This window comes from Litorisediminivivens sp. KMU-197 (assembly GCF_056858395.1).
The window spans coordinates 201,267-213,799 of sequence record NZ_JBXEQG010000005.1 but is presented as its reverse complement, the minus strand read 5'-3'; the positions used below and the strand labels follow the sequence as shown (position 1 = coordinate 213,799).

Sequence of the window (12,533 nt, the reverse complement as noted above, 5' to 3'; positions counted from 1 at the left end):
CTGCGGGTAATCTGAGACAAGGCGGCAGGATTCCGCCGAGGCGGAGGCTGAGCCTGGAGCAGCTGCGCCGTCTGTCACGTCATCGCCGCTTGCAGAACTTCCTGACCCTCGGACTGGTGATGCTGGGGCCGTTCCTGGCCTTCAGCACCTTCATGGTGCTCGGCCCGCTCAACATGGGTGCGGCGTCGCCGGGGTTGCGGCTGATCCTGCTGGCCGATTTCGTCTACGTCCTGCTGATCGCCGCGCTGGTGCTGCAACGGGTGGCCCGCATGGTGGCCGCGCGGCGCGCCCGCTCGGCCGGTTCGCGGCTGCACCTGCGTCTCACCGGGGTCTTCGCGCTGATGGCGCTGATCCCCACGGTCACCGTCGCGGTGTTTGCGGTGCTGACCATCAACATCGGGCTGGAAACCTGGTTCTCCGACCGCGTGCGCCAGGTCGTCGGGGCGTCGCTCGCCGCGGCGCGCGCCTATCAGACCGAACAACGCGAGGATCTGTCCGAGGACGCCCGCGCGCTGGCCGGCTATATCGACGCCCAGCGCCGCGTCGTCGAACGCGACCCCACCACCAATCTGCGCAAGGTCCTGACCGATGGCCAGTCGCTGATCCAGCGCGGCCTGCGCGAGGCCTATCTGATCGACGGCACGGGCGAACTTCGGGCGCGCGGCGAACGGTCCTACCTGTTCGATTTCGAACAGCCCACACCGGAACAGATCGCCGCCAGCCGCACCGGGGCGGGGGTGGCGCTGCTTGAGGATTGGTCCAACAGCGAATTTCGCGCCATCGTCCCGCTGCGGCAGTACCCCGACCGCTACCTCTATATCTCGCGGGCCGTGAACGGCGAGCTTCTCAACCTGCTCGACAATACCCAGGAAACCGCCCGGTTCTACCAGCAGCAGGAAAGCGAACGCGGCCGCAGGCTGTTCGACTTCGCGATGATCTACCTCGGCTTCGCGCTTTTGCTGGTGTTGGCCGCCACCTGGCTGGGCCTGTGGTTCGCCGAACGCCTGTCGCGCCCGGTGGGCCGGCTGACCGGCGCGGCGCAGCGCGTGGGCGCGGGCGATCTGGATGTGCAGGTGCGCGAGGAAGAGGGCGACGACGAAATCGCCATGCTGGGCCGTTACTTCAACCAGATGACGCGTCAGCTCAAGGGCCAGCGCGAGACGCTGCTCGACAACACCCGCCAGATCGAACGCCGCCGCCGGCTGTTCGATTCGGTGCTGACCTCGGTCACGTCCGGCGTTGTCGGGCTGGACGAAGAGGGCCGCATCTCCTTCGTCAACCGCTCGGCCGAGCGTCTGCTGGGCTGGGACGAGGATCGCCAGACCGTGCCGCTGAATGTCGCGGTGCCGGAATTCGGCGCGCTGTTCGATCAGCTGGTCACCGGCGACCGCAACGTCGTGCAGCAGGAAATCAAGGTGGTCCGCGACGGTCGGCAGGAAAACCTTTTGGTGCGCATGGCCACCCGGTCGCGCGAGGATGGCAGCCTCGAAGGCTACGTGGTGGCCTTCGATGACGTCTCGGACCTCGTGGCAGCGCAGCGCTCGGCGGCCTGGGGCGACGTGGCGCGGCGCATCGCGCACGAGATCAAGAACCCGCTGACCCCGATCCAGCTGTCTGCCGAACGCATCAATCGCAAGTTCAGCCGCGAGCTGGAAGGCGACAGCGTCGACAAGCTGAAAGAGCTGACCGGCGTCATCGTGCGCCAGACCAACGACCTGCGCCGCATCGTCGACGAGTTCTCGAAATTCGCCCGGATGCCCGAACCGGAGCGCGCGCCGGAGGACGTGGTGTCGCTCCTGCGCGACGCGCTGCTCCTGCAGGAAAACGGCCAGCCGGACGTGACCTTCGACATCGATCTGCCCGACACCGCGCTGATGGCCGACCTTGATGCCACTATGATCAGCCAGGCCCTGACCAACCTGATCAAGAATGCCGGCGAAGCCATCGAATCGCTCCAGGAAAAGGGCGCGCCCGAGGGTCATGCGCCGCAAATTCGCGTCACCTGCGAGACCGAAGGCCGCCAGGCGCTGATCCGCATCATCGACAATGGCATCGGCCTGCCGGAAGACCGCGCGCGGCTGTTCGAACCTTACGTGACGACCCGCGAAAAGGGCACCGGACTGGGCCTGCCCATCGTCAAGAAGATCATCGAGGAACACGGCGGCACCCTCGTGCTCGAGGACGCGCCGCACGTCGAAGGCCAGCCCCAGCGGGGTGCCATGGCCGTCATCCGTCTGCCGCTCGCGGCGGACCAGAGCAGTGACAGTGAACAGGAACGAGGGAGCATATAAAATGAGCGATATTCTTATTGTGGACGACGAACGCGATATCCGGGAATTGATCGGCGATATCCTTGAAGACGAAGGCTATTCGACGCGGCTGGCGGGCGGCTCGGATGAATGCATGGCGGCGCTGAATGACGAGCCGCCGGCGCTTATGATCCTCGACATCTGGCTGAAGGACAGCCGCATGGACGGCATCGACATCCTCAAGACCGTCAAGCGTGACAACCCGGGCATCCCGGTGGTCATCATCTCGGGGCACGGCAATATCGAGATCGCGGTCGCGGCGATCAAGCAGGGTGCCTACGATTTCATCGAGAAGCCCTTCAACATCGACCAGTTGCTGGTGGTGATCCGCCGCGCGATGGAAACCTCGCGCCTGCGCCGCGAGAACCAGCAGCTCAAGCGCAAGGAAACCACCGCCGCCGAGATGGTCGGCGAAAGCGCCTCCTTCCGCACGCTGGTGGGCCAGCTCGACAAGGTCACCAAGTCCAATGGCCGCGTCATGCTGACCGGCCCGGCAGGCTCCGGCAAGGAGGTCGCCGCGCGCTATATCCACGCCCATTCCAATCGCGTCGAAGCCCCCTTCGTCACCGTCAACTGCGCCTCGATCGAGCCCGAAACCATGGAAGAGGTGCTGTTCGGCCGCGAATCCGCAGAACGGGGTGTCGAAGCCGGTCTGCTGGAGCAGGCACATGGCGGCGTGGTCTATTTCGACGAGGTCGCCGACATGCCGCCGGGCACCCAGTCCAAGATCCTCCGGGTGCTCGTCGACCAGCAATTCACCCGTGTCGGCGGCTCCGACAAGGTGCGCGTCGATCTGCGGGTGATCTCGTCCACCAACAAGAACCTCGAAGAGGAAATCGCCGCCGAACGTTTCCGGCAGGAGCTTTATCACCGCCTGAACGTGGTGCCGATCGCCGTGCCCTCGCTCGAGGACCGGCGCGAGGATATCCCGGTGCTGGCCGAATATTTCATCAAGTCCTGCCACGAAACCCAGGGACTGCCACAGCGCGCCTTGTCGGAAGAGGCCGTGGCGCTGATGCAGACGATGATCTGGCCCGGCAACGTGCGCCAGCTCAAGAACCTGATCGAACGGGTGCTGATCCTTGGCGACGGCACCGGCGATATCGAGGCCCACGAACTGCCGCAGGAAACGCCGAGCACCAATGACGAGGGCCGTGTCGTGCTCGCCGGCACCCTTGCCACTCTGCCCCTGCGCGAGGCGCGCGAAGCCTTCGAGCGTGAGTACCTGCTGACCCAGATCAACCGCTTCGGCGGCAATATCTCGCGCACGGCGGCCTTCGTCGGGATGGAGCGGTCGGCGCTTCACCGCAAGCTCAAATCGCTGGGCGTGGTGACCTCTGCCAAGGCCGGCGCCCGGGTGGCGCGGGTCGATGACGAGGTGACGGCACAGGCGGGCTGACGACATGCGCATGCGATACGGCCTGCCGGTGGCGGGCCTCTGCCTTGCCCTGCTGACCGGTTGCGAGGCGCCGGAGGCGTCGCAGGCCAGTTCGCGTGGGGCTGTGCCGCCGGCAGCATCGGAAACCGACATCGAGGCCCGCATCGCCGAGGTCACGCGACAGATCCGAGGTCTCGGCCCCGGAATCGACGCCCATGAGGCGGCCCGCGCCGCCGGGATCGCCGTGCGCTACCCGCTCAGGCTCGCGCAGGACTGGCAGGTCATCGACCCGCCGCTACTGCACAACGTCAAGGTCACCAACGGCTTTCGCGAAAAGGGGGTCTGCCGCGACTGGGCCAATGCGCTTCACGCCGCGCTCCGCGCCGAGCACCTCCGCACCATCGACCTGCACATCGGCATGGCCAATGCCCGCAACGCGGCGCTGGAACATGTCTCGCTGGTGGTCACGGCCAGAGGCCGGCCGATGTACGAGGGGCTCCTGCTCGATCCGTGGCGTGTCGGGCAGGGCCGGCTCTGGACCGGCCGCGTCACCGAAGACCCGCGCTATGAGTGGGAAACCCTTGAGGCGGTGCGCGCCTGGACCCGCGACTGGCAGGCACGGGCAGGGGGGTAGCCCGGCCTTTTCCCGACCCACACCGCAGTCCCGGACCTGATCCGGGACCTCATGACCTACCTGGATCACCCCGCGCCCGAACCCGCGCTATGAATGGGAAACACTTGAGGCGGTGCGCGCCTGGACCCGCGACTGGCAGGCACGGGCAGGGGGGTAGCCCGGCCTTTTCCCGACCCGCAACGTAGTCCCGGACCTGATCCGGGACCTCAAGGCCAGCGTGGATCACCCCGCGCCCGGTCACGATCCGGGGCCTCACAACGGTGTTTCACGATCCCGACCCGTAAACCGCGCGTCTTACCCGCCGGTCAACCCCTCGACCTGCGTTGGCGGCACCCGCCGCGTCACCAGCGCCGGGGGCCGCTTCTCATAGAAGGCATTGCCGCCCGCCGTCACCACGTAGTGGATGTTGTTGAAATTCGCCTTGTACCAGGCCGCGTGGAAGAACCGCGCCTTCGTCACCAGCGGATGCCGTTCGCCCTGCAGCACCGCCGTCGCCGACGCCAGGGCCAGCGGCAATCCGCTGTCGTTCATCTGCTTGCTCATCACCCCGGGCGCGAATTGCCGCTTCTGGGATACCACTCCGCAGATGGTGTCGGGAAAGTCCGGCGAGGCGACGCGGTTCATCACCACGCTGCCCACCGCGATCATGCCGTCCCGGCTTGAACGGTTCGATTCGAAGTACATGGCCCGCGCCATGCACTCCAGCGACTTCGAACTGACCGAGGCCGGCGTCTTCGCCTCTCTCTGCCCGCAGCCGGCCACCAGGATCACCGCCACCAGCGCGGCGCAAAGAGTTGTCTTCGGCAGGTTTCTCACGTCACGTCCCCGGAACTGTTCTTGGTTAGCTCTGAAACAGCAATCCGGCGGCCAAAAGGCAAGCGCTTTTGCCACCCCGCCCCCCGACGGGCAGGCTCTTGCCTGAGCGCAACAGGCAAGGCCCCGCCACCCTCTCGGCGCGTTGACGCTCATCACAGGTTCTGCCAAGGATGTGTCTCGCGTTCCGGGGCAGGGGAGCCTGTGACATGAAAGTCATCATCTGCGGCGCCGGGCAGGTCGGCTGGCAGATCGCCCGGCACCTGTCGGGCGAGCGCAACGATGTCACCGTCGTGGACAACAATCCCGACCTCGTGCGCCGCGCCACCGACACGCTCGACGTGCAGGGCATCGCCGGGTTCGCCAGCTATCCCGACATCCTGCAACGCGCCGGCGCCCGCGACGCCGACATGATCATCGCCGCGACCCACTCCGACGAGGTCAACATGGTGATCTGCCAAGTCGCCCACTCGGTGTTCTCGATCCCGCGCAAGGTCGCGCGGCTGCGCTCGCAAAGCTATCTCGACGCGATCTATTCCGATCTCTACCGCCGCGACCACATGCCGATCGATGTGGTGATCTCGCCCGAGAAGGAGGTGGCGGACGCCGCCCTGCAACGACTCTCGGCGCCGGCGGCCTTCGATACCGAAAGCTTTCTTGACGGGCAGGCGCAGTTCCTCGGCCTGCGGCTCGACCCCGACTGCCCGGTGCTGAACACGCCGCTGCGCCAGTTGACCGATCTGTTCTCGACCCTGCGCTCGACCGTGGTGGCGATCCGCCGTGATGGCACGCTTTTCGCACCCGACGCCAACGATCAGCTTCTGGTCAAGGACGATTGCTACGTCATGGCCCATGTCGACGACGTCGCCCGCACCATGGAGATCTTCGGCAAGCATCAGGCCAAGCAGGAACGCGTGGTACTGGTCGGCGGCGGTAACGTCGGCCTCGCCGTGGCGCACGCGCTGGAAACCCGGGTCGAGAGGGTCCGCGCCAAGGTGATCGAACGCGACCGAAAGATCGCGGAACGCGCCGCCGACATCCTCGAACGCACCATCGTGCTGCACGGAGACGGGCTGGATGCGGCGCTGCTGAAAGAGGCCAATATCGCGCGGGCCGACGCCGTGCTGACCGTCACCGACGACGACAAGGTCAACATGCTGGCCGCAGTGCGCGCCAAGGCCGAAGGCTGCCCCTTCGCCATCGCCCTGATCAACGATCCCACGCTGGTGCCGCTGATGGGCCCTCTCGGCATCGACGCCTACATCAACCCACGCGCCACCACCGTCAGCTCGATCCTGCGCCACATCCGCCATGGGCGGGTACGCGGCGTTTATTCCGTAGGCGACGCCGAGGCCGAGGTGATCGAGGCCGAAGTGCTCTCGACCTCGCCCATCGCCGGGCAGCGCATCCGCGACATCGACTTTCCCGAGGGCGTGCTGGTCGGCGCGGTCCTGCAACAGGACAAGGTGATGCGCCCAACTGGCGGCCTGCGCATCGAGGAGGGCAACGTGATCGCGCTGTTCTCCATGGCCAAGGACGTGCCCGAGGTCGAGCGCCTGCTCCAGGTCTCGATCGACTTCTTCTGAGCCATGGGCAACACCCTCCGCCAGCTGCCATTCTTTCTGCAGATCGTCGGTCTGACGGGGCTGTGGATGATGGTGCCGGCGGCGCATGCGCTGGCGCAGCAGTCGTTTCACGAGGCCCGCACCTTCTTCTACGCCGGGCTGCTGACGCTGGTGCTGACCAGCCTCGTCGCCATCGCCATCTCGAACCGGTCGCACTACCAGTCCGGGCTGCGCCAGCTGCTGGGCCTTCTGGGTGCGTTCACCGTGATCCCGGTGGTGATGGCGGTGCCCTTCTACGAAGCGCTGCGCACCACCACCTTCCTCAACGCCTATCTCGAGATGGTGTCGAGCTTCACCACCACCGGCGCCACGCTGTTCCCCGCCGAGCGCCTGTCCGAGACTCTGCACCTATGGCGCGCGCTGGTGGGCTGGATGGGCGGGCTGCTGATGTGGATCGCGGCGGCGGCCATCCTTGCGCCGCTCAACCTCGGCGGTTTCGAAGTGACCGCCAGCGCCGAGCCGGGCGGCGGCGAGGCCCGCGTCGCGCATATGGCCGGCGCCGACCCGGTGACCCGCGTGATGCGCACCTCGTGGCGGCTGATCCCGGTCTACGGCGGGCTCACGCTGGCGCTCTGGGTCTCGCTGCTGGTGGCCGGCGAAGCGCCACTGGCGGCGTTCTGCCACGCCGCGTCGACACTGGCGACCTCGGGCATCTCGCCGGTGGGCGGGGTGCAGAACGGCATCTCCGGTCCGGTGGGCGAGGCGCTGATCTTCCTCTTCATGCTCTTCGCGCTGTCGCGGCTGACCTTCTCCAACGACACCGCCACCGGCGCTGCGGCCAGCCTGCGCCACGACCCCGAGTTCCGCCTCGGCCTGCTGCTGGTGGGCGCGGTGCCGGGCTTCCTGTTCCTGCGCCACTGGGTCGGGGCCTTCGATATCGACGAGGTCAACGACCTGATGTCGGCTGTACAGGCCGCCTGGGGCAGCATGTTCACCGTGCTTTCCTTCCTGTCGACCACCGGCTTTCTCAGCGCCGACTGGGTCGATGCGCGCAGCTGGTCCGGCCTCGACAACCCGGGCATCATCCTCATGGGGCTGGCCATGATCGGCGGCGGCGTCGCCACGACCGCCGGCGGCGTCAAGCTGCTGCGGGTCTTCGCGCTCTACCTCAACGGCCGGCGCGAGATCGAGCGTCTGGTCCACCCGTCCTCGGTCGGCAACGCCCGCGCCGTCAGCCGCCGCATCCGCCGCCATGGCGCCTTCGTCGCGTGGATCTTCTTCATGCTCTTCGCCATCTCGCTGGCCGCCATAACGGTGCTGCTCGCCGGTTTCGGGGTGCGCTTCGAGGCCGCGGTGGTCCTCGCCACCTCGGCGCTGGCGACCACCGGCCCGCTGATTACCGTGGCGCTCGAAGCGCCGATCCAGCTGGTCGAGCTGAACAGCGGCGCCAAGCTGGTCTATGGCGCGGCCATGGTTGTCGGCCGTCTGGAAACGCTTGCCATCATCGCGCTTTTGTCCCCCAACCTGTGGCGAAATTGACTTTTGCTGCACTGCAGCATAGATTGCCCGCATTCGGGGCTGGAAAACCCCTTGCGGGCAAGACATACTCGCGCCTCAGTGAGGGGGCCGATCCGCGGCAACTACGGCAAGAACAAAGGCAATTTCAGTATGGCTTCGGACAGACAGAACCTGCAGGACGCGTTCCTGAATCATGTGCGCAAGACCAAGGTTCCGGTAACGGTCTTCCTGATCAACGGCGTCAAGCTTCAGGGCGTGATCACCTGGTTCGACAATTTCTGCGTCCTGTTGCGTCGCGACGGTCAATCGCAGCTTGTCTACAAGCACGCGATCTCGACCATCATGCCGGCGCAGCCGATCAACCTTTATGACGGTGACGAGGGCGCTTGAAAGAGCACGCCACCCCAGTGACCCGTGCCTGGGTCCTGCATCCCGACATCAAGTCCGACCAGACCCGCCGGGCGCCCGAGCCGGCGTTGGCCGAGGCCGTGGCGCTGGCCGCCGCGCTGCCCGACCTTGAGGTCATGGGCTCCGAGACCGTGCGTCTGCCCAAGGCGCATCCCGGCATGCTCTTCGGCTCTGGCAAGATCGAGGAACTGAAAGAGCGCATGCAGGCCGCCGAGGTCGAACTGGTGCTGATCGATGGCCCCGTGACCCCGGTTCAGCAACGCAACCTCGAAAAGGCCTGGGGCGTCAAACTGCTTGACCGCACTGGCCTCATTCTCGAGATTTTCTCGGACCGCGCCGCCACCCGCGAGGGCGTGCTGCAGGTCGAGATGGCGGCGCTGAGCTACCAGCGCACCCGCCTGGTCCGCGCCTGGACCCACCTTGAACGCCAGCGCGGCGGGCTGGGCTTCGTCGGCGGCCCCGGCGAAACCCAGATCGAGGCCGACCGCCGTGCCATCGATGACCAGTTGGTGCGCCTGCGCCGACAGCTCGACAAGGTGGTCAAGACCCGCGACCTGCACCGCAAGGCCCGCGCCAAGGTGCCGTTCCCGATCGTGGCGCTGGTGGGCTATACCAACGCCGGCAAGTCGACGCTCTTCAACCGCCTGACCGGCGCCGAGGTCATGGCCAAGGACATGCTCTTCGCCACGCTCGACCCCACCATGCGGGCCGTGGAACTCGACAACGGGCTGGAGATCATCCTGTCGGACACCGTGGGCTTCATCTCCGACCTGCCCACCGAACTGGTCGCCGCCTTCCGCGCCACGCTGGAAGAGGTGCTGGCAGCGGATGTGATCTGCCACGTCCGTGACATCAGCCACGCCGGCACCGAAGAGCAGGCCCAAGACGTTCGCGCCATCCTCGACAGCCTCGGCGTGCCGGAAGAGACCCCGCAGCTCGAGATCTGGAACAAGATCGACCAGCTCGCCCCCGACGACCGCGATGCCATCATGACCCGCGCCAACCGCAACGACGCCATCGTGCCGCTCTCTGCGGTGACGGGCGAGGGAATGGAGAACTTTCTCGCCGCCGTCACCCGCGCGCTGGAGTCGGAAAAGCACGACGAACACCTGACGCTGGCTTTCAGCGAGGGCAAGAAACGCGCCTGGCTGTTCGACCGCAACCTTGTGACGGATGAACGGCAGACCGAGGAGGGCTACACGCTCAAGGTCAGCTGGACGCGCAAACAGGCGGCCCAATTCGCCCGGCTCTGATTTTGGGGAGCCTCCGGCGGGAGTTTATCTGGCAAGATGAAGCACGGACCTTCCGTCTTCATCTTGCCCGCATACTCCGGGGTTTGGGGCAGAGCCCCAATCCGACGTTTCAGTTGGACGCCGGCAGCAGCCGCGTGATCCCCGTTGCCGCCGCCCGCGCGAGGTCTTCGTCCAGCGACATCGGGATATATTCGCCACGCCGCCACAGGCTGCCCAGATCGTCGTAGTGCCGCGACAGGAAATGTCCCGACTGCCCGGTCGAGATCACGAAGACCGAAGAATCCGGATCGGCGAAGTCATAGACCCCGCGATAGCCCGCCCCGTGCACGTTCTGGAACGGGGCTTCGCCGCGACCGGAGGTCCGGCCGCGCATCAGCGTGTGATCGCCGCCCGAGGTCGACTGGCGGATGTTCACGAAATACCGCAGCACCGGCACCTCGCCCAGCACCGGGTGGTCATGCGTGGCCTCATGCGCATCGCCCCAGCGCAGCGCGCTGAGGTCGCGGCCAAAGTTCTCTTCCAGCCAGACCACGGCGTCCTCCAGCGCCAGCCGGGCGATGTCGACGCAGGTCTCCTCGGGCGAGCTTTGCAGGATATCGCACCAGGCGCTCGCCCCGTCGATGTCACGGTAGACGCGCTCGATGAAGAGCGGCTCGACATGGGTGAAGGCGTCCGCCAGCGGCCCCAGGTCGTCGCGGATCAGCCGGTCCTGCAGCGCCCGCAGCCAGGCCGAATAGATCAGCGGCTCCGGCAGGTGCTCGTTCATCTCGCCGGTCCATTCCGCCAGCAGCGACAGCGCGGTCTCGCGTTGACGGGCCAGCGTGCCCTCGGGCGCGGCCTCGCCGGTGAACCACAGATCGGCGCCGATCAGCGGCAGCAACGAACGGGCGGCATTGCTGACCGTGTCCAGCTGCGCCTCGGTAAAGCTGTCGCGGGTATGCACCTCGCGGCCCTGCATCAGCCGTTTCCAGCGCTCGATACGCTGGCTGTCGCCCCATTCATACGAGACATGCGCGGGAAAGGGCCGGTCGATCATCTTGTTGTTGGTGTTGCCGACGATCCCGCCCACCGGACGCACGAACTGCGGGTTGTCCTCATAGGGCAGGCGGCCCTGCCAGCGGTTCTCGACCTTCCAGCCCTGGGTCGGCATCCGCCCCTTGCTCTCGTGACGCTCGGACCGGCGCGGCATCTGCCCGATCAGCTGCATCGCGATGCTGTCGCTGTCGGCCAGTGTCAGCATCTGGCTCGGCCCGACATAGGCTTCGCCCGCCGCCAGCCCCTCATCGACATTGCCCGCGTACATCAGCGCCATGGCTGCGCTCATCGAGGTGTCCGCACCGTCCAGCGCGGTCCAGCTCAGCGCCGCGACATGGCCCGCCGGCGTGACTTCGCCCAGGTCGAAATGCGATCCCGGCAGCACCGGGCCGTTGTCGGTCCAGCGCAGGGTCAGCGTCACCGGCGCTTCGTCGCGGATGCGCACGATCGAGCGGCGGGTCTCGAAATCCTTGTAGCCGCCCGGCGTGCGGTATTGCAGCGTGTTGTCGGGATTGAGCTGCTCGATGAACAGGTCCTGGTCATCGAGGTAGGATGACGTCACCCCCCAGCCCAACGATGGGCTCTTGCCCGCCATCACCACCGGCACGCCCGGCACGGTGGCGCCGATCACGCCGCCGGTTTCCAGGTCCAGCCGCGCCAGATACCAGATCGCCGGGGCCGAGAAACCCAGGTGCGGGTCGTTGGCCAGCAGGGTCCCGCCCGAGGCCGAGCGCGACGGCGCGGCGGCCCAGGCGTTCGACGCGCCGCCCAAACCCCGTGTGGCGAACGGCATCAAGGGATCCTCGGGCAACCTTGCATTGCGCTGCGCGCCTTTCAGGATGCCGGGCACCAGCGCCGAATATTCCGGCAGCGCCGCGATCCCCGACCCCGGTGCATCGGGCAGCAGATCGGCCAGCCGGTCCTCGTCGCGCACCAGAAGCGAGGTCCGCGCCCGCAGCACCTCTTCGCGCAGATGCCCCGACAACTGCACCGCCAGAAGCTTGATCAACGCGATGGAATCGGCCGGTTGCCAGGGCGCGATCGGCGCCTCGAACAGAAAGAACTCCGGCGCACCGCGGCCCAGCGCATCACTGTTGATCTCGGCCAGCCGCGCATTCACGCCCGCCGCATAGGCCTTGAGCGCCGCCTGGGTCCGCGCGTCTTGTGCCTCGACCGACTGCACCGCCAGCGGATAGAGATTCAGCCGCCGCATCAGCGTGTCGGTCGACAGGGTCCGCCGCCCGAACACCTCCGACAGCCGCCCCTGCACCGTGCGCCGCAGGGTCACCATCTGCCACAGCCGGTCCTGCGCATGGGCGTAGCCAAGGCCAAAGAACACGTCCGCATCGGCTTCGCCGAAGATATGCGGCACATTGGCATTGTTGCGCACGATCTCGACTTCCCCGTCGAGGCCCGCGACGCTCAGCGTCTTGTCATATTCGGGAAGCGAGCGCGACGCGAGGTAGTAGACCACCCCTACCGCCAGCGCCACCAGCACCACCAGCGCGGTGGCGAGGCGGATCAGCCATCTGAAAATCGCAATCATCGGTCGTCCGCCTTGCCTCTTGTCTTCCGCCCGGCCTCGGGTGAGAACCCCATAAAGGAAACACACGGCGGACA

Annotated in this window: 9 protein-coding genes; 7 read left to right on the top strand and 2 right to left on the bottom strand. The window is 66.7% G+C overall.

The genetic code is table 11. The features are described 5' to 3' along the window. The first annotated feature begins 119 nt into the window (after positions 1-119). The 3 genes from AC04PT_RS13285 to AC04PT_RS13275 are packed head-to-tail and all read left to right on the top strand — an operon-like array spanning position 120 to position 4,321. Positions 120-2,291, top strand: a complete 2,172-nt coding sequence (locus AC04PT_RS13285) for a sensor histidine kinase NtrY-like (protein WP_482874257.1) — start codon at positions 120-122, stop codon at positions 2,289-2,291. 1 nt (position 2,292) lies between these two features. After that, positions 2,293-3,708, top strand: a complete 1,416-nt coding sequence (gene ntrX, locus AC04PT_RS13280) for a nitrogen assimilation response regulator NtrX (RefSeq protein WP_482874181.1) — start codon at positions 2,293-2,295, stop codon at positions 3,706-3,708. Between the two features lie 4 nt (positions 3,709-3,712). Continuing rightward, positions 3,713-4,321, top strand: coding sequence for a hypothetical protein (locus AC04PT_RS13275; protein WP_482874180.1), 609 nt, complete (start codon positions 3,713-3,715; stop codon positions 4,319-4,321). Positions 4,322-4,615: 294 nt separating this feature from the next. Here AC04PT_RS13275 and AC04PT_RS13270 read toward each other — a convergent pair whose 3' ends face one another. Beyond that, a complete protein-coding gene (locus tag AC04PT_RS13270) occupies positions 4,616-5,137 on the bottom strand; it encodes a cell wall hydrolase (RefSeq protein WP_482874179.1) in 522 nt (173 codons plus the stop codon). Positions 5,138-5,343: 206 nt separating this feature from the next. On the opposite strand from AC04PT_RS13270, the gene trkA reads away from it, so the two are divergent. The 4 genes from trkA to hflX all read left to right on the top strand — a co-directional run bounded on the left by trkA (position 5,344) and on the right by hflX (position 9,878). Then, the gene (trkA, locus tag AC04PT_RS13265) at positions 5,344-6,720 is read left to right on the top strand and encodes a Trk system potassium transporter TrkA (RefSeq protein ID WP_482874178.1); all 1,377 of its coding nucleotides are present in this window, start codon (positions 5,344-5,346) and stop codon (positions 6,718-6,720) included. Positions 6,721-6,723: 3 nt separating this feature from the next. Further along, positions 6,724-8,238 (top strand): TrkH family potassium uptake protein, encoded by a 1,515-nt coding sequence (locus AC04PT_RS13260; RefSeq protein WP_482874177.1) that lies wholly within the window; start codon positions 6,724-6,726, stop codon positions 8,236-8,238. A 129-nt stretch (positions 8,239-8,367) separates the two neighbouring features. Next, entirely contained in the window at positions 8,368-8,607 is a 240-nt protein-coding gene (gene hfq / locus AC04PT_RS13255) for an RNA chaperone Hfq (RefSeq protein WP_048531263.1), read from the top strand. Between the two features lie 17 nt (positions 8,608-8,624). Further along, positions 8,625-9,878 (top strand): GTPase HflX, encoded by a 1,254-nt coding sequence (gene hflX, locus AC04PT_RS13250; RefSeq protein WP_482874176.1) that lies wholly within the window; start codon positions 8,625-8,627, stop codon positions 9,876-9,878. 109 nt (positions 9,879-9,987) lie between these two features. On the opposite strand, the gene AC04PT_RS13245 is transcribed toward hflX, so the two are convergent. Beyond that, positions 9,988-12,459, bottom strand: a complete 2,472-nt coding sequence (locus AC04PT_RS13245; protein ID WP_482874175.1) for a penicillin acylase family protein — start codon at positions 12,457-12,459, stop codon at positions 9,988-9,990. Positions 12,460-12,533: the final 74 nt, after the last annotated feature.